A 16,038-nucleotide genomic window follows, 5' to 3' on the forward strand; every position below is an offset into this window, starting at 1 on the left:
GGTGGAGCACCGTGGAGACCGCGCGGTCGCAGACCGTGTGCACGCGTTCCGGGGGGAACCCCAGCAGCGCCGCCGTCTGCTCCTCGGCGATCCCCTCGTACACCCGCAGCACCAGGACCAGCCGCTCCTGCGCGGTCAGCGCGGCGAGCGGGCCGCGCGGCGCCGGACGGGAGCGGCGGAGGACTCCGGAGCGGTGCCAGGCGGTCCGGGCGAAGCGGACGGCGAGGTACTGGCGCGCGCAGTCGTACGGGTCCTCGCCGCGCAGCCGGTGCCAGCGGGCGTAGGTGTGGCCGAGGGCCAGCGTCAGCAGGCGCCGGGCACGCGGATTGGCGTCCGGGGCCTCCGCGGTGAGCAGCGTGGCGGCGCGCAGCAGCCGCCCGGCCGCGCCCGCGACGAACGACTCGAACTCCCGGGCCCGGCGGTCGTCCTGGGACACCTGCCGATCACGCACCGCGCCTCGCACCGCGCCTCCCCCGTCGAGGGGCCCCGTCCGGTACGGGACAGGTGAATCGCGTACGACGCGGGACCCGGATCTCATATGAGGCCAGCCGGGGCCCGGGGTCAAGACTCGGGGCGGCAACCGTGGGCCGGCCGGTCAGGACTGCGGCGACCGCTCCGCGGCGGCCGGTCCCCCCTGTGCCGTACGGGCCGACAGGGCGTGGTTGAACCGGGTCAGCAGGGTGCAGAACTGCTCGCGTTCCTCGGGCGCCCAGTCCTCGGTCAGCTCGGCCATCAGCCGGCGCCTGGAGGACCGCACCTCCGCCAGCCGGGCCGCGCCGCGCGGGGACAGCTGGAGCACCACCGCACGGCCGTCCTCCGGGTGCGAGGTGCGCTTGACCAGACCGGTGTCGACCAGCGGGGCCACCTGCCGGGTGACCGTGGAGGAGTCGATGCCCATGCCCGAGGCGAGCGCCTTGACGCCCATCGGGCCCTCCTTGTCCAGGCGGTTGAGCAGCAGATAGGCGGCGCGGTCCATGGAGTTGCGCACCTGCCCGACACCGCCCAGGCGCGTCTGTTCGGCTCGGCGGGCGAACACCGCGACCTCGTGCTGGAGGGCGTCGAGAAGACCGGGATCACCGACGGTCGTCATGTCCATCGACATTTCAGGTGTTGTGGGCATGGCCGGAGGCTCGCTTCATGAAGGGCTGCAAGGTTGGGGGACAGGGTACGCGGCCCGGCGCCGGACCGTACCGGCGCTGCGCGAACCCGTTCCGGAGCTTGGTCACGACCGCCGGGCGCCGACGCGAGCTGCGATGCTGGAGGCATGAGTCACCGCCCGACCGCTCCGCTGCGTTCCGTCACCCTCGACGATGTGCGCGGAGCCCAGAAAATGCTCTCCGGCGTGGCGCGGGCGACCGCGATGGAGGGCAGTCGGCACCTGTCCCAACTGGTCGGCGCGCCGGTGCAGCTGAAGTGCGAGAACCTCCAGCGGACCGGCTCGTTCAAGCTGCGCGGCGCCTATGTGCGGATCGCCGGGCTGCTGCCGGAGGAGCGGGCGGCCGGGGTGGTGGCCGCGAGCGCCGGGAACCACGCGCAGGGCGTGGCCCTCGCCTCCTCCCTGCTGGGCGTGCACGCCACGGTGTTCATGCCGCACGGCGCCCCGCTGCCCAAGGTCAGCGCGACCCGCGAGTACGGCGCCGAGGTGCGGCTGACCGGCCAGGTGGTGGACGAGACGCTGGCCGCCGCCCAGGACCACGCGGCGCGGACCGGCGCCGTCTTCATCCACCCCTTCGACCACCCGGACATCATCGCGGGCCAGGGCACGGTCGGCCTGGAGATCCTGGAGCAGTGCCCGGAGGTGCGCACCATCGTCGTCGGGATCGGCGGCGGCGGACTCGCGGCCGGGATCGCGGTCGCGGTGAAGGCCGTCCGGCCGGACGTGCGGATCATCGGCGTCCAGGCGGAGGGCGCCGCGGCCTACCCGCCCTCGCTGGCCCTCGGGCACCCGGTGGCGGTGGCGAACCCGGCGACGATGGCCGACGGCATCAAGGTGGGCCGGCCCGGCGTGGTGCCGTTCGGCATCATCCGCGAGCTGGTGGACGAGGTGCGCACGGTCAGCGAGGACCAGCTGTCGGCGGCGCTGCTGCTGTGCCTGGAGCGGGCCAAGCTGGTGGTGGAACCGGCCGGGGCCAGCCCGGTCGCGGCGCTGCTCGCGGCCCCCGGCGCCTTCGAGGGCCCCGTCGTCGCGGTGCTGTCCGGCGGCAATGTGGACCCGGTGCTGCTGCAGCGGGTGCTGCGGCACGGCATGGCCGCACAGGGCCGCTACCTGGCCGTACGGCTGCGGCTCACCGACCGGCCCGGCGCCCTGGCCACGCTCCTCGGGGTGCTGTCGGAGGTGGACGCCAACGTCCTCGACGTCAGCCACGTCCGCACCGACCCCCGGCTGGGGCTCAGCGAGGCGGAGGTCGAGCTGCACCTGGAGACGAAGGGCCCCGCGCACTGCACCGAGGTCGGCCGGGCCCTGGGCGACGCGGGCTACACCGTCATCCCCTGAGTCGCGGGGGACGCCGGTACGGGCAGATACGCGGGTACGGCAGATACGCGGGTACGGCGACCACGACGAGACCCCCGGCGCCCATGGCGGGCGCCGGGGGTCTCGTCGGCGGACCGGGCCGGCTCAGCCGTTGTAGGGCTCGGCCTTCAGGATCCGCACCGAAGCCTTCTTGCCGTTCGGCAGCTCGTACTCCGCGTCCTCGCCGACCTTGTGGCCGATGACGCCGGTGCCGAGCGGCGACTGCGGCGAGTACGTCTCGACATCGGCGCTCGCGTACTCGCGGGAGGCGAGCAGGAACGTCAGCGTGTCGTCTTCGTCACCGTCGAAGGCGATCGTGACGACCATGCCCGGCGCGACGGTGCCGTCGGCGGAGGCCGGGGCCTCACCCACCTTGGCGTTCTCGAGAAGCTGGGTCAGCTGCCGCACGCGCAGCTCCTGCTTGCCCTGCTCCTCCTTGGCCGCGTGGTACCCGCCGTTCTCGCGCAGGTCGCCCTCCTCGCGCGCGGCCGCGATCTTGGCGGCGATCTCCGTGCGCGCAGGACCAGTAAGGTACGCAAGCTCGTCCTTGAGCTTGTTGTACGCCTCCTGGGTCAGCCAGGTGACGTTCTCGCTGGTCTGGGTCACAGGGTGCTCCTCGTCGGTACTGGGAATACAAAGCATCGCCCTACCCAGAAGACTGTTCCCTCATGGATGGGCGAAACCACGAGCCTAACAATTCATCCGCGGAAGGGGGAGGACATAAGCCCTCAGAATCACGTCAACGCAGGTGAGGTCCCGGACATTCCGGACGAGAAGCACAGAGCGCCCGGGCGTGCCGCTCCGCGGGCCGTCCACCGGACCGGCCGGCCCGGCGCCCTGGTCAGCCGGCGTGGCAGCCCAGCAGCTCGGCCGTGCTGCCCTTGGCGGTCGTACGGAGCGTGACGACCTTGTCGATACGGGTGGCCGAACCGGTGAAGCGGAAGTCGGCGCGGCCCACCTCGGTGCCGTCCGCCGCCTGCGAGCGCAGGGTGCAGTAGCCGTCCGTGCCGGAGTCCTTGTGGACCTCCAGGTGCGCCTTGACCGCGTCGTCCGTGGCCTCGAAGGTGATGACCTGGGCGCTTATCTCGCTCTGCACGATGTAGTGGTAGGCGAAGTAACCGACCAGCGCCAGCAGCGCCGCGCCGAGCACCACCGCGGCGACCTTGAGCTTGCGGTCGGCACGCTCGTCCGAGGAGCGGCCGTAGCGGCCCGCGGGCAGCCCCGTGCTCGCCGTACTCATGATCGTCCTCTCCGCGGAATTAATCGCCCCCCGATTCGGTCACTATAGAAGCCCGCGATTGCGCCTTGACCCTTGGGGCGCCAACCTACCGAGGATTGAGTCTTGACTGATCAGTTGCGACTGATGGCCGTTCACGCGCACCCCGACGACGAGTCGAGCAAGGGCGCGGCCACCATGGCGAAGTACGTGTCCGAGGGGGTGGACGTGCTGGTGGTGACCTGCACCGGCGGCGAGCGCGGCTCCATCCTCAACCCCAAGCTCCAGGGCGACCCGTACATCGAGGCGAACATCCACGAGGTGCGCCGCAAGGAGATGGACGAGGCCCGGGAGATCCTGGGCGTCAAGCAGGAGTGGCTGGGCTTCGTGGACTCCGGGCTGCCCGAGGGCGACCCGCTGCCCCCGCTGCCCGAGGGCTGCTTCGCCCTGGAGGACGTCGACAAGGCGGCCGGCGAGCTGGTGCGCCAGATCCGCTCCTTCCGCCCGCAGGTGATCACCACCTACGACGAGAACGGCGGCTACCCCCACCCCGACCACATCATGACCCACAAGATCTCGATGGTGGCCTTCGAGGGCGCGGCGGACACCGAGAAGTACCCCGAGGACGAGTTCGGGCCCGCCTTCCAGCCGCTGAAGCTGTACTACAACCAGGGCTTCAACCGCCCGCGCACCGAGGCCCTGCACCAGGCGATGCTCGACCGCGGTCTGGAGTCGCCGTACGGGGAGTGGCTCAAGCGCTGGAGCGAGATGGAGCGCACCGAACGCACTCTGACCACGCATGTTCCGTGCGCGGACTTCTTCGAGGTCCGCGACAAGGCGCTGATCGCGCACGCCACGCAGATCGACCCGGACGGCGGCTGGTTCCGGGTGCCGATGGACCTTCAGAAGGAGGTCTGGCCGACGGAGGAGTACGAGCTCGCGAAGTCGCTCGTGGACACCTCCCTCCCCGAGGACGACCTCTTCGCGGGCATCCGCGACAATGCCTGATATGAGCGCAAGCGTGAGCCTGGCAGCGACGGACCTCGTCTCCCTCGCCGATCTCGACCAGAACAAGGTCACCCCCGGTGTCCTCGGCTTCATCGTGTTCGCGGTGATGGCCTTGGCGGTGTGGGGCCTGATGAAGTCGATGAACAAGCACATGCGGAAGGTCGACTTCAAGGAGCCCTCCGACGTGAACAGGGAGACCGGCCGGCCGGCCGACTCCGCGGCACCCCGGGGCTGACCCCGGGCCCACCGGACCGCCCACCCCCGCAACGGGCGTGGCGGTCCGGACGCATGCCCCGAAGCCCTGACGCTTTCCGAGAACGGATGTGCGCTCACAGGCGGCCGGTGAGCACCGCGACTGTCCGCCGGTCGGCCCGTACGCCGGCCGTCGGTGCGCACCGGACGCGCGGCCGACCCGCGCGGACCGCGGTGCCGGTGCCCCCGGTGTCGGCGCCCCCAGGCTGTCGTGACCCCGGGGTTGTCGTCCGCCGGCTACGACGACCGCGCCACGCACCTCCCCTTGCTCACCGCCAGGTATATGCACGCACCTGCCAGCGCCCCCTCCGCCACCGCGCATATGACCGCCTGGAGCAGGTCCGCGCCCGTGCCCGCGGTGGTGAGGTCGAACCAGGCGTCCAGGATCGCGGTCGAGGCCGTGGCGGATGCGGTGAGGCGGGCCCGTGGGTCGGCGCGCAGGCCGAGGACGGCTGTTGCCGCGCAGCCTGCCGCCATCAGGACGTCGAGGCCGATCCAGGCCAGCCGCCAGTGGTCCACCCGCGCGCTGCCCGGCAGCGTGACTCCGAGCCACACCATCCACGGCACCAGCAGGACCGCCGCCGCGCCCAGCCCGATCAGCGCCCACCTCTTCTTCCGCGCGGTCACAGTCCGCCCCCCTGTTCATGCGTCCCAAGGTCCTCGACCCGACTGCCTCCACTCTAGAACGCAGAGAAAATTCTGCAAAGAAAATTCGGCAGACCTCGGGGATCTCTCAGGGTTCTCGGGGATACCGTTGCCGCATGACGGACGGCCTGCCCGAGATGACCAGCCTGGAGCGCACCGCGCTCTACAAATCCCTCGGCAACCCCCTGCGCCGCCGGATCCTGGACTACCTCGGCCGGCACGGTGAGGCGAACTCCACGGTGCTCGCCCGCGAACTCGGCGAAAGCTCCGGCACCACCAGCTACCACCTGCGCAAACTCGCCGAGCAGCGACTCATCGAGGAGATCCCGGAGAAGTCCGGCGGCCGTGAGCGCTGGTGGCGTTCCCTGCCCTTGCGGCACATCACGCCGGACCCGGCCACGATGACCCCCGACGAGTACGCGGCCGCCGCCGACCTCGCCCACCTGAAGATCGAGTTCGACACGGCCCTCTACCACCGCGCCCACCGGGAGTACACCGGCCCCGAGGGCTGGACCCAGATCCAGCGGACCAACACCTGGATGACCCGGGAGGAGCTGCTCGCGTTCATGCGCGAGTACCACGCGCTCCTGGAGCGCTACGGCCACCTGCGCGAGGACGCCCCGGAGGGCGCGCGTCCCGTGATGATCCGTTACTACGCGGTGCCCGACGCCACCGAGGAACGGACCGGAGACCCGGCGGGCTCGTGAGACCGAGTGAACGGACCGGAGACCCGGCGGGCTCGTGAGACCGGGCGAACGGACCGGCTCGCGAGACCCGGCCCCCGACGCATGGGGAGATGCCCGGGCTCATGGGAGAGCGGAACGGTGAACCGACTGGCCCATGAGACGTCGCCGTATCTGCTCCAGCACGCCGCCAACCCCGTCGACTGGTGGCCCTGGTCGGCCGAGGTCTTCGAGGAGGCCCGCCGGAGCGGCAGACCGGTGCTGCTCAGCGTGGGGTACAGCAGCTGCCACTGGTGCCAGTGAACTCGCGAACCCAGTAGTCGGCGGTGTTAGACGTCCCTGATGACCACGCGCTTCCCGCAGAGCTTCGACCAGTCGTCCCGGTCGGAGGTCAGAACGATCACGGGAGCCGGGACGCGGAGCGCGAGTGCGGCGACGAGGGCGTCGATCGCGTACTTGTGCCCGTGCAGCCCGCCCGCGTCCTGAAGCAGTTCCACCGCTGTCAGGGAGTCCTCCTGGCTGACTGGTTCCACGCGCAGCCGGGAGAGCACCCACTTCAGGCGCGCCAGGTCGGTTTTCCCGTGTACGGCTTCGACGATGGTCAGCGCAGATACGAGAACAGGCACCCCGGCCTGTCGGGATGCCTCGATGCGAGCCGCCATGGCGCGGTCGTTGCGCAGGAGCAGGGAGAGCGCCTCGGAGTCGAGCACCAGCGAGCGGGCCGGCTGCTCCTTCACGCGGCGCCCCGCTCGACATTCTCGGCGTTCACGTCTCCGAACAGCTCGCGACGAGCGGCTTCGATCTCCTGCTCGGTGAGCGCGCCGTGCTCTTCCTCATGGGATGCGACGATCTCGGCGAGCCCGTCCATGGCCAGCTGGTGTCTGACAGCTTCGGTGATGTAGCTGGACAGGCCGCGGCGACCGGTTCGGGAGCGGAGCTCGCTGACCAGCTCGGTGGGCATGGACACTGAGATGTTCTCGGTGGTCCCGGCTCGGGTCGGCTTCATGGTCGCAGTGTAAGACACTTTTTAATACAGAAGGGAGGCTTTCTGTGCCCCATGCCTGTCCGCGTCATGGAGGCGCTTTCTGCTGAGAAGCCTGTTCGGTTCGGGGTGGGCGGGCGCAGTGTCTCGGCCTCCGTGCTCGCGCAGTAGCCCGTTGTCACTACCCCGCCCGCTCGGTCCGCCGATTGAGGCCGACCTCCGCTTTCGCGTTCTACTGATCTCCATCGCTCGGTCCGTGCCCTCCGTCATCGGGCACTTACTGTCTCGACCGCCAGCGGCACATGCTCCGGTCCGGTCGACGTCACGCCGGTGGTGTCCGCCCGGTGAACCGTCACCACGTCCGACCGGCGAGCGTTGATGTGATCTGGGTCATTCATTGGCTCCCGTTGGCGTGCTGTCGTCGCAGTTCCGTTGAGTGGATCGCTGGCTGGAGCTGCTACTTACCTCTGGTCAAAGTGCGCAGTCTTGCTGCGCAAGGAGTCTGCTCAGCTCCTGTCCGATGCGCCGTTCCTCTTGTGAGGCGGAGTTTGCCGCTAGTCTGAGTGCTGTGTCGACCTGTCGGGGTGTCAGCTCGCGGTCGGCGAAGTGCGCAGTAAACCTGCGCACTCGGTCTTTCGAGGGGTTGGGTGCAATGAAGGCGTTCATCGAACTGCTGGGTAAGGCGATGCAGAGCACGGGGGCAACGTTGCGACTGTGCCTGCTCATCACGGTCAGCGCCGGGGCGTACGTCATCAGCCAGGTGAAGTAGGAGTAGAAGGACTTCGAGGGAGAGGCATTCCATGATCGCAGAAGCGGTAGACCCGGCAGCAGAAGTCGCCGAGCGGCTGTGGCGGGCGTACGCGCCCTACCGACGCGGCCGCGGTACGGCCGGCGACCTCGACGCGATGCTGGCGATCCTGGTGCTGGCCGCCTTTGCGGAGGACGAGGGCCGACCCGAGGGCGATTTCGTCAAGCGGTGGAAACGCGCTTCGGCGGAGGCCGCCGCCGGTTTCTCTCCGGTGACCGACCTGCGGGGCGCCCTGCAGGAGGCGGCCCGGCATCCGGGTTTTCCGCTGCTCTGGTCGGCCGACCTCGACCTCGGGAGCGGACCGGACGACGGCGCCTGGATGACGGCTTTCGTCGCGGAGCTGGACCGGGGCCCCGGCTTCCGAGAGGTCGCGGTGGCCGACGTGTGTGAGCTGCTGCTCCAACGGCACGCGGCGGAAGGGGCGTTGCCGGGAGGGGAGTTCTACACGCCGCGCGGGGTTGCTGATCTGCTCGTGGATCTGGCCGACCCTCGTTCGGGAGACCGGATCATGGACCCAGCCTGTGGTGTCGGCAGCGTGCTCGCGGCTGCCGCTCGGCATCTGGCCGAGCGGGGGTCGGTCGGTGACAACTCGTTTGAGGCGTACGCCGTGGATCGGAGCAACGTGCGCCCGGCGATGTTGAACCTGGCCTTGCACGGGGTGAGCGTGCCGCAGGTGGAACTGGCGGATCCGGCGACGCTGTTGCGGGACCGAAACCTGGGCCGTGTCGACCGTGTGCTGAGCAACCCGCCGTTCAATCAGCAGATCGACGGGTGGGGGGCGCGGCAGTTCATCGCACCACCGGAGTCGAGTGCCAACTTCGCCTGGTTGCAGCTTGCCTGGTCCCAACTCAAGGAAGGCGGGATCGCGGCGGTCGTGATGCCTGCGCGGGCGGCTTGGGCGGGAGGAGCGGAGGCGCGGATCCGCCGTGAGATGGTCGCCCTGGGCGCGGTTCTCGCGGTGATCGCGCTGCCGGCGCACCTCTTCGCGGGTACCAACATCGCCGTGCACGTCTGGGTACTCGGCCGGGGCCGTCGGTCCCGTCCGGCGCACCGAAGCGACTCCGTGATACTCGTCGATGCACGCAGCGTGGGGGGCCGGTCGTCGGAAAGGCCCCGCGTGCTGTCCGGCGAGGACATCGACCGCATCGCAGATCGCTTCCGGCTCTGGTTTGGAACCTCGGAGGAGGTGGACGAGCCGGGTTTTTCCCGATCGATTCCCTACGCCGAACTCATCGAGAACGCGGGGAACTTGGATCCGCGTACCTACCTCCGGACGGAGGGCGGGCCGGGCGAGGCCGCAGACCTGAGCGCCATGCTGGCCGATTTCGAGAGGCGCAACCGCGAGACGTCGGAGCTTGGAGCAGAACTGGCGCAGATCGTCGGCGCACAGGATCAGCTGGCGCAGGACGGCACCCGATGCCAGAACCTGCTGCTGAAGGACGTGATGAGCGGCGGGGCGACGGTCGGTGGCCGTCCCGTCCGGTTGCTCGCAGGGCCTTCGGGGAGCCTGGTCCGGGCCCAGGACTACGTGGAGGCTGGAGGGGTTCCGGTTGTAATGCCAAAAGACATCTCGGGCATCGGCTTCATCGAGGACGGCATCAAATGCATCTCCGAGCAGCATGCCGAACGACTTGACCGCTTTCGGTTGCACCGCGGGGACATCGTGGTCGCCCGCCGGGGCGATCTCGGGCGATGCGCCGTTGTTGGAGAAGAACAGCAGGGATGGGTCTGCGGCACCGGCTGTTTTGTGATCACTCCTCCCAGCACCGTTGACTCTCACTACTTGGCGGCCTTCCTGCGTAGCCCCGGAGCTCGGGAGTGGCTCGACACCCATGCGACCGGAAGCCTGGCGCTGCGGACCATCTCGCTCGAGGTACTCGGGATGCTGCCCGTCACCCTTCCCGATCTCGACACCCAGCGGTCCATCGGCGAAGCCATGACGAGCTTCGACGCCCATGAGCGGCGGTTGCTGGAGCAACTGGCAACGACGCGGGACATCCGCAGCAAGGCGCTAAACAGCCTCCTGAGGAGATGAAGGCGGCCGGAGCCCCGACCACCACCGCAGTGGTGGTGCTCTAGGTGTGCTGTTCGGACAGGTTGGTGACGCGGCTGGCGGGTGGTTGGCCGCTGATGCCGGTGTGGGGTCGGTGGTAGTTGTACCAGTCGAGCCAGTCGGGAAACGCGGCCTGTCGTTCGGCTTCTGAGGTGTAGGGCCGGTGGTAGGCCCATTCGTCGAGCAGGGTGCGGTGGAAGCGTTCGACCTTGCCGTTGGTCTGCGGGCGCCAGGGCCTGGTCCAGCGGGGGCTGATGCCCAGCTCGCGGCAGGTGTCGCGCCAGGTGTTCTTGGTGTAGCCCCAGGCGTTGTCGGTCAGGACCCGTTCGACGGTGACGCCCTGGGCGGTGAACCAGGCGGTAGCCCGGGTGAGGAAGCCGGCGCAGGTGGCGGCGGTCTCGTCGGGCAGGTGCTCGGTGTAGGCCAGGCGGGAGTGGTCGTCCAGGGCGGTGTGCGGGTAGGCGTATCCGGTGCCGTTTCGGCGGTCCTGGTTGGCCCGGCCGGCCGCTCGGCCGAGGACTTTGTGGCCGCCGCCGTCGGGGATGCGGCCGGGTTTCTTGACGTCGATGTGGATGAGTTCGCCGGGATGGGAGCGTTCGTAGCGGCGGACTGGTTCGCCGGTGGCCCGGTCGCAGGCTGCCAGTGGGGGCAGGCCGTGCCTCACGAGGATGTGGTGGGCGGTGGAGGCGGCGATCCGGGTGCGGGCGGCGAGCCGCAGCGGGCCGATGCGGTGCTCGCGCCGCATCCGCACCACCTCCGCCTCGATCCCGGCAGGCGTCCGGTGCGGGCTGTGGTGCGGGCGGCTGGAGCGGTCGTGCATCCCGGCCTCGCCCAGCTGCCGGTAGCGGCCGGCCCAGCGTGCGGCGGTGGTGTGGCTGACCTGGAAGCGTTTAGCCGACCCAGGCAGCTCCGACCGAGGGGTGTCGCATCCATCCGTGGACCAGGCCGTTTGCCTGTGCCCGCCGCCAAGGCGTCCTGTTTCGGCGGCGAGCTCCGAACTCGAGGGGTTTCGTGTACATGACCTTGGACCTGATCACCGCCTTCGTTGTTTCCGGGGCCTTCGCGACCGGGGTGCTCGTCTACCGCCGGACCGCACCGTCGGCGGGCGCGACTGCTCTGTCGAGAGGCGAACGACTGGCGCTCGCCCTTGGCGCGGCGGCGACCGCCATCGTGATCGGCGGCTACCTCGGGAACGGGTTCCGGGGTATCGAGCACACCGCGGACGCACGGCCGGCGGGAGCCGTGGAAGCCGTGAAGCCCGGAATCGGCCGGTAGGCGGGGTCCTGGCCGGCGGTACCCCGGGGGAAAGCCTGCCGGTGGCACCGAACGACACTCGGATGCATTGGGCCGTCGTTTCGACGGCCGTCCTGGTGCCCGCCCTGCAGCCGTCCTGCTATCGGTTGGCTACTCAGCGTGCCGCTGTTGCCGGTTTCCGCATGGGGATGATGTGCGGTCCGGCCGGGCTCTCCGGGGTGCGCTGGAAGAAGCGCTCCTCTTCCAGGTCGTAGGCGATGTCCCAGGAGCCGGTGCCGCCGTGCAGTTCGCCGATGATGCTGGCGAGCCTCTGCCGGCCGTCGAGAATGTACTTGACCGGGCGCCCTGGACACGGCGGGTCCACCTCCAAGCCCGCCACGGTCTCCTCGCTGGCGAGTTGCTCCGTGGTGTCCCACAGCAGCAGGCTGCCGATGGGGTAGTTACGCAGGACCGAATCCAGGAGGTGGAGGATCTCGGTGCGGTCCCCCACACGAACCCCGCTGGTACTTCGGCGGCACGATCTCGCCGGTCAGCACTCGGTCGGCGAGCCGGGAGACCGGCACGATGGTCGGTCCGGGCTGGTGGACTGGCGCCTGCGGCCTGTTGCGCTCACTGAGCACGCCCGCCGTACGCAGTGATCCTTGGACGGACGTTCGTTGTGAATCCTGGGGAGCGGCACTGACAGACGGGGAGCTCAAGGCGGAATCGATCACGGTAGGTCCGGCACCACCACGTCCAGGCCCACGGGTGAGATGCCGCCAAGAAGAGCGGGGGCTCGTGGGCTCCGCGAGGGCTATCGCGCGTTGTGAGAGGCTGGTCCGTATGAACCGGTTGGCTGGCGTGACCTCGCCCTACCTCCTCCAGCACGCGGACAACCCGGTCGACTGGTGGCCGTGGTGTCCGGAGGCGTTCGAGGAGGCTCGGCGCCGGGGGGTGCCGGTGCTGCTGAGCGTGGGGTATTCCAGTTGTCACTGGTGCCACGTCATGGCCCACGAGTCCTTCGAGGACCAGGACACCGCCGACTACCTCAACGAGCACTTCGTCAGCGTCAAGGTCGACCGCGAGGAGCGGCCGGACGTCGACGCCGTCTACATGGAGGCCGTGCAGGCCGCCACCGGCCAGGGCGGCTGGCCGATGACCGTGTTCCTCACCCCGGACGCCGAGCCCTTCTACTTCGGCACCTACTTCCCGCCCGCGCCCCGGCACGGCATGCCCTCCTTCCGGCAGGTGCTGGAGGGCGTCCAGCAGGCGTGGAGCACCCGGCGCGAGGAGGTCGGCGAGGTCGCCGGGAAGATCGTGCGGGACCTGGCGCAGCGGGAGATCGCGCACCAGGGGACGCGGCCGCCGGGGGAGCAGGAACTCGCGCAGGCGCTGCTCGGGCTGACCCGTGAGTACGACCCGCAGCGTGGCGGATTCGGCGGCGCGCCCAAGTTCCCGCCGTCCATGGTGCTGGAGTTCCTGCTGCGCCACCACGCGCGCACCGGGGCCGAGGGCGCGCTCCAGATGGCGCAGGACACCTGCGAGCGGATGGCCCGCGGCGGCATCTACGACCAGCTCGGCGGCGGGTTCGCCCGTTACTCCGTCGACCGGGACTGGACGGTGCCCCACTTCGAGAAGATGCTGTACGACAACGCCCTCCTGTGCCGGGTGTACGCACACCTGTGGCGGGCGACCGGGTCCGGACTCGCCCGGCGGGTCGCCCTGGAGACCGCCGACTTCCTCGTCCGCGAACTGCGCACGGACGAGGGCGGGTTCGCCTCCGCGCTCGACGCCGACAGCGACGACGGGCACGGGCGGCACGTCGAGGGCGCGTACTACGTCTGGACGCCCGAGCAGCTTCGCGACGTCCTCGGTGACGACGCCGACGTCGCCGCCCAGTTCTTCGGGGTGACCGAGGAGGGCACCTTCGAGGAGGGCCGGTCGGTCCTGCAACTCCCGCAGAACGAAGGCGTGTTCGACGCCGAGAAGATCGCCTCCGTCAAGCGCCGGCTGCTGGCGGCCCGTGACCGGCGGCCCGCGCCCGGCCGGGACGACAAGGTCGTCGCCGCCTGGAACGGTCTCGCCGTCGCCGCGCTCGCCGAGACCGGCGCCTACTTCGACCGCCCCGACCTGGTCGAGGCCGCCCTCGGCGCGGCCGACCTGCTCGTGCGGGTGCACCTGGACGAGCACGGCCGGCTCGCCCGCACCAGCAAGGACGGCCGGGTCGGGCCCAACTCCGGTGTCCTGGAGGACTACGCCGACGTCGCCGAGGGCTTCCTGGCGCTCGCCTCCGTGGCCGGCGAGGGCGTCTGGCTGGACTTCGCCGGACTGCTCCTCGGCCATGTGCTCGACCGCTTCACCGACCCCGGCTCCGGCGCGCTCTACGACACCGCGGCCGACGCCGAACAGCTCATCCGCCGCCCCCAGGACCCCACCGACAACGCCACCCCGTCCGGCTGGTCGGCCGCCGCGGGCGCCCTGCTGGGCTATGCCGCGCACACCGGCTCCGAGGCCCATCGCACGGCCGCCGAGCGGGCGCTGGGCGTCGTGGCGGCGCTCGGGCCGCGCGTGCCCCGGTTCATCGGCTGGGGGCTCGCCGTCGCGGAGGCGCTGCTCGACGGGCCCCGGGAGGTCGCGGTCGTCGGCCCGTCCCTCACCGACAAGGCGACGGCGGTCCTGCACCGCACGGCGCTCCAGGGCACCGCCCCGGGCGCGGTGGTCGCAGCGGGCACCCCGGACGGCGACGAGTTCCCGCTGCTCGCCGACCGTCCGCTGGTCTCCGGCGCGGCGGCGGCCTATGTCTGCCGCAACTTCACCTGCGACGCCCCGACCACCGACCCGGACCGGCTGCGCGGCGCCCTCGGGGGCCGCTGAGCGGCGCGTCAGGCGCCGTCGAGGATCATCGCCCCGAGGGCGAGCTGCGCGCCCCACTGGAGGAAGACGGTCGTGGCCCTGGCGTACGTCGCCGTGCCCCTGGGCCAGACCAGGGCCGTGATGCCGGCGCCGACGGCCACGAAGAAGGCGAGGTAGAGGGCCCAGCCGGGGACGGTCGAGCACTGCTCGCCGTACTCCACGCACCGGCTGCCGCGCTCGCCGGAGAGCACCACCATCCAGGACAGGACGACGATCGGCAGCAGCAGGAGGATTCCGGCGAGGGACCAGCCGGTGATGAAGCGGTCCTTCTGGCGCTGGGTGAGGGTGACCGGCTGCGGAGTCATGGTGTTCATGCCTCCATCCCACCGCGCCGCCCGGCCCCCGGCACCGGGCCGCCTACTCAACTCCCCTGAGTACGTGTGCTCAACGCCCGCGCCACGACGGCCTCCAGTTGTTCGTGGTGGGCGCCCTTCCAGTAGGCGCGGCCGCAGGAGGTGCACTGGGCGAAGATGTCGTACGACCGCTGGGTGCCGCCCTTGAGCTGGTCGGCGACCTCCTCCTTGGTGGCCTGCCTGAGCAGGCCGTTGCAGGCGGTGCAGCGGGTCCAGGGGCGCAGCTCGGGGGCGAACCGGTCGAGGACGTCCTGGAGTTGGTCGTCGGGCCGGGTGCTGTAGACGTACGCCCCGGCCCACAGCTCGCGGCGGCGCAGCAGTCCCCGGTCGCGGCTGAGCATGACCCGCTGTTCGGCCGCCGAGCGCGCGGCCAGCGCCGGGTCGCCGATGTCGGTGGACTCGTACGCGGTGTCCACGCCGAGCAGCCGCAGCCGGCGGGCCAGGGTGCCGAGGTGGACGTCGAGGAGGAAGCGGAGCGGGGCGCCGGGCACGTGCTGGGGGCGTGCGACCGGGCGTACGGTCACCGTCTCGCCGGCCCGCGGGATGTGCGCGTGGGGCACCTCGCGGCCGTCCACGACCAGCGGGCCGACCTCGGTCAGCGGGATGCCGAGGGACTCGACGACATGGCCGAGCGTGGAGACGCCGTCGGTGCCGAGCGCGGTGGCGCCCGCGCGCCGGGCGGCGGGAACGAACAGGTGCAGCTCGGGGGCGACTTCGACGCGGATCTCGGTTCCGTTCACGTCGTCAGCATCGCACGGGGAGCGGGCCGGGTCTCAGTGGTTTCCGGCGCCGGGCAGGCCGTGCTCCAGGACGTCGAGGGCGCGGTCGACGAGGTCCCGCGGGTCGTCCCGGTGGCCGTGCTCGGCCCAGTACACGCCGGTCTCCATCAGGCCGCCGATCAGCGACATGGCGTAGACCCGCACCTCCAGGTCGTCGGGGGCGCGGCCGGTGCGTTCGGCGATGACCCGGCAGAGCGTGCGGCCGGTCGCCGACATGCTCTCCATCATCCGCGAGCGCACCGCCGGGACCTGGGCCATGAGGTGGGTGCGCAGCCTGGAGACGCACGGGTCCTCCTCCATCCCGGCCCGGGCGGCGTGCCGCAGCACGTACCGGAGGGTGTCGGGCCAGGGCTCCTCCGCGGGCCGCCGCCTGATCTCCGCCAGGACGACCGCCTCGAACTCGTCGGTGAGGACGATGTCCTCCTTGGTCGGGAAGTACCGGAAGACGGTCGACGGCGACACCTCCGCGCGGTCGGCGATCTGGTCGATCGTCGTGGCGTCGTACCCCTGCTCCTCGATGAGCGCGTACGTCGCCCCGCGGATCGCCTCCCGCGTCTTGATCTTCTTGCGTTCCCGCAGGCCGGGACGGGCGCCTTCGGAG

At 70.7% G+C, this 16,038-nt stretch carries 18 protein-coding genes and 2 pseudogenes; 8 read left to right on the top strand and 12 right to left on the bottom strand.

What is annotated here, in order from left to right; translation table 11 throughout:
• On the bottom strand, window positions 1-451 hold a 451-nt coding region (locus FRZ03_RS38480; RefSeq protein ID WP_146469825.1), incomplete at its 3' end, for a SigE family RNA polymerase sigma factor.
• A 144-nt stretch (window positions 452-595) separates the two neighbouring features.
• Window positions 596-1,102 (bottom strand): MarR family winged helix-turn-helix transcriptional regulator, encoded by a 507-nt coding sequence (locus tag FRZ03_RS38485; protein ID WP_464862872.1) that lies wholly within the window; start codon window positions 1,100-1,102, stop codon window positions 596-598.
• Between the two features lie 162 nt (window positions 1,103-1,264).
• Between FRZ03_RS38485 and ilvA the strand changes: the two genes are divergently transcribed.
• Entirely contained in the window at window positions 1,265-2,494 is a 1,230-nt protein-coding gene (gene ilvA / locus FRZ03_RS38490; RefSeq protein WP_146469806.1) for a threonine ammonia-lyase, read from the top strand.
• Window positions 2,495-2,617: 123 nt separating this feature from the next.
• Here ilvA and greA read toward each other — a convergent pair whose 3' ends face one another.
• Window positions 2,618-3,118 (bottom strand): transcription elongation factor GreA, encoded by a 501-nt coding sequence (greA, locus tag FRZ03_RS38495; RefSeq protein WP_146469807.1) that lies wholly within the window; start codon window positions 3,116-3,118, stop codon window positions 2,618-2,620.
• A gap of 235 nt (window positions 3,119-3,353) precedes the next feature.
• Window positions 3,354-3,752, bottom strand: a complete 399-nt coding sequence (locus tag FRZ03_RS38500; RefSeq protein ID WP_146469808.1) for a DUF4307 domain-containing protein — start codon at window positions 3,750-3,752, stop codon at window positions 3,354-3,356.
• Window positions 3,753-3,854: 102 nt separating this feature from the next.
• On the opposite strand from FRZ03_RS38500, the gene mca reads away from it, so the two are divergent.
• Both mca and FRZ03_RS38510 read left to right on the top strand, forming a co-directional pair.
• Window positions 3,855-4,736 (top strand): mycothiol conjugate amidase Mca, encoded by an 882-nt coding sequence (gene mca, locus FRZ03_RS38505; protein WP_146469809.1) that lies wholly within the window; start codon window positions 3,855-3,857, stop codon window positions 4,734-4,736.
• Window positions 4,729-4,971: a hypothetical protein gene (locus FRZ03_RS38510; protein ID WP_186785836.1), complete on the top strand. Its 243-nt coding sequence runs from the start codon at window positions 4,729-4,731 to the stop codon at window positions 4,969-4,971. Before mca ends, FRZ03_RS38510 begins: the two co-directional genes overlap by 8 nt.
• Window positions 4,972-5,225: 254 nt before the next feature.
• On the opposite strand, the gene FRZ03_RS38515 is transcribed toward FRZ03_RS38510, so the two are convergent.
• Window positions 5,226-5,615: a hypothetical protein gene (locus FRZ03_RS38515; protein ID WP_146469811.1), complete on the bottom strand. Its 390-nt coding sequence runs from the start codon at window positions 5,613-5,615 to the stop codon at window positions 5,226-5,228.
• 134 nt (window positions 5,616-5,749) lie between these two features.
• On the opposite strand from FRZ03_RS38515, the gene FRZ03_RS38520 reads away from it, so the two are divergent.
• Together FRZ03_RS38520 and FRZ03_RS38525 are read left to right on the top strand one after the other, a co-directional pair.
• Window positions 5,750-6,340: an ArsR/SmtB family transcription factor gene (locus FRZ03_RS38520; protein WP_186785837.1), complete on the top strand. Its 591-nt coding sequence runs from the start codon at window positions 5,750-5,752 to the stop codon at window positions 6,338-6,340.
• Between the two features lie 81 nt (window positions 6,341-6,421).
• Window positions 6,422-6,613, top strand: a pseudogene (locus tag FRZ03_RS38525) (DUF255 domain-containing protein); the annotation flags it as partial.
• A 32-nt stretch (window positions 6,614-6,645) separates the two neighbouring features.
• On the opposite strand, the gene FRZ03_RS38530 reads toward FRZ03_RS38525, so the two are convergent.
• Both FRZ03_RS38530 and FRZ03_RS38535 read right to left on the bottom strand, forming a co-directional pair.
• The gene (locus FRZ03_RS38530; RefSeq protein WP_146469813.1) at window positions 6,646-7,053 is read right to left on the bottom strand and encodes a type II toxin-antitoxin system VapC family toxin; all 408 of its coding nucleotides are present in this window, start codon (window positions 7,051-7,053) and stop codon (window positions 6,646-6,648) included.
• The gene (locus FRZ03_RS38535) at window positions 7,050-7,322 is read right to left on the bottom strand and encodes a hypothetical protein (protein ID WP_146469814.1); all 273 of its coding nucleotides are present in this window, start codon (window positions 7,320-7,322) and stop codon (window positions 7,050-7,052) included. The genes FRZ03_RS38530 and FRZ03_RS38535 overlap by 4 nt, the downstream gene beginning before the upstream one ends.
• 776 nt (window positions 7,323-8,098) lie before the next feature.
• On the opposite strand from FRZ03_RS38535, the gene FRZ03_RS38540 reads away from it, so the two are divergent.
• Window positions 8,099-10,141 carry an N-6 DNA methylase gene (locus tag FRZ03_RS38540; RefSeq protein ID WP_146469815.1) on the top strand — a complete coding sequence of 681 codons (2,043 nt, stop codon included), beginning with the start codon at window positions 8,099-8,101 and terminating at the stop codon, window positions 10,139-10,141.
• Between the two features lie 40 nt (window positions 10,142-10,181).
• On the opposite strand, the pseudogene FRZ03_RS38545 reads toward FRZ03_RS38540, so the two are convergent.
• A pseudogene (locus tag FRZ03_RS38545) lies at window positions 10,182-11,057 on the bottom strand (IS481 family transposase); the annotation flags it as partial.
• A gap of 125 nt (window positions 11,058-11,182) precedes the next feature.
• Here FRZ03_RS38545 and FRZ03_RS38550 point away from each other — a divergent pair.
• Entirely contained in the window at window positions 11,183-11,434 is a 252-nt protein-coding gene (locus FRZ03_RS38550) for a hypothetical protein (RefSeq protein ID WP_186785838.1), read from the top strand.
• 133 nt (window positions 11,435-11,567) lie between these two features.
• Here FRZ03_RS38550 and FRZ03_RS38555 read toward each other — a convergent pair whose 3' ends face one another.
• Window positions 11,568-11,903 carry a GmrSD restriction endonuclease domain-containing protein gene (locus tag FRZ03_RS38555; RefSeq protein ID WP_146469817.1) on the bottom strand — a complete coding sequence of 112 codons (336 nt, stop codon included), beginning with the start codon at window positions 11,901-11,903 and terminating at the stop codon, window positions 11,568-11,570.
• Between the two features lie 332 nt (window positions 11,904-12,235).
• On the opposite strand from FRZ03_RS38555, the gene FRZ03_RS38560 reads away from it, so the two are divergent.
• The gene (locus tag FRZ03_RS38560; protein ID WP_146469818.1) at window positions 12,236-14,266 is read left to right on the top strand and encodes a thioredoxin domain-containing protein; all 2,031 of its coding nucleotides are present in this window, start codon (window positions 12,236-12,238) and stop codon (window positions 14,264-14,266) included.
• Window positions 14,267-14,274: 8 nt separating this feature from the next.
• Here the strand turns inward: FRZ03_RS38560 and FRZ03_RS38565 are convergent, their stop codons facing one another.
• From FRZ03_RS38565 to FRZ03_RS38575, 3 genes are read right to left on the bottom strand one after another with little or no spacing between them, the layout of a single operon-like run.
• Window positions 14,275-14,619 (bottom strand): hypothetical protein, encoded by a 345-nt coding sequence (locus FRZ03_RS38565; protein WP_146469819.1) that lies wholly within the window; start codon window positions 14,617-14,619, stop codon window positions 14,275-14,277.
• 47 nt (window positions 14,620-14,666) lie between these two features.
• The gene (locus tag FRZ03_RS38570) at window positions 14,667-15,398 is read right to left on the bottom strand and encodes a Mut7-C RNAse domain-containing protein (RefSeq protein WP_146469820.1); all 732 of its coding nucleotides are present in this window, start codon (window positions 15,396-15,398) and stop codon (window positions 14,667-14,669) included.
• A 33-nt stretch (window positions 15,399-15,431) separates the two neighbouring features.
• Window positions 15,432-16,016, bottom strand: a complete 585-nt coding sequence (locus FRZ03_RS38575) for a TetR/AcrR family transcriptional regulator (RefSeq protein WP_261399516.1) — start codon at window positions 16,014-16,016, stop codon at window positions 15,432-15,434.
• Window positions 16,017-16,038: the final 22 nt, after the last annotated feature.

This window comes from Streptomyces misionensis (assembly GCF_007896895.1).
In the GTDB taxonomy this organism is placed as follows: domain Bacteria; phylum Actinomycetota; class Actinomycetes; order Streptomycetales; family Streptomycetaceae; genus Streptomyces; species Streptomyces misionensis_A.

Bases quoted from the DNA above. Each gene is read 5' to 3' on its own strand.
- FRZ03_RS38520 (WP_186785837.1), top strand. From the start codon at position 5,750: ATGACGGACGGCCTGCCCGAGATGACCAGCCTGGAGCGCACCGCGCTC.
- FRZ03_RS38485 (WP_464862872.1), bottom strand. From the start codon at position 1,102: ATGTCGATGGACATGACGACCGTCGGTGATCCCGGTCTTCTCGACGCC.
- FRZ03_RS38510 (WP_186785836.1), top strand. From the start codon at position 4,729: ATGCCTGATATGAGCGCAAGCGTGAGCCTGGCAGCGACGGACCTCGTC.
- FRZ03_RS38560 (WP_146469818.1), top strand. From the start codon at position 12,236: ATGAACCGGTTGGCTGGCGTGACCTCGCCCTACCTCCTCCAGCACGCG.
- ilvA (WP_146469806.1), top strand. From the start codon at position 1,265: ATGAGTCACCGCCCGACCGCTCCGCTGCGTTCCGTCACCCTCGACGAT.
- FRZ03_RS38535 (WP_146469814.1), bottom strand. From the start codon at position 7,322: ATGAAGCCGACCCGAGCCGGGACCACCGAGAACATCTCAGTGTCCATG.
- FRZ03_RS38565 (WP_146469819.1), bottom strand. From the start codon at position 14,619: ATGAACACCATGACTCCGCAGCCGGTCACCCTCACCCAGCGCCAGAAG.
- FRZ03_RS38540 (WP_146469815.1), top strand. From the start codon at position 8,099: ATGATCGCAGAAGCGGTAGACCCGGCAGCAGAAGTCGCCGAGCGGCTG.
- FRZ03_RS38500 (WP_146469808.1), bottom strand. From the start codon at position 3,752: ATGAGTACGGCGAGCACGGGGCTGCCCGCGGGCCGCTACGGCCGCTCC.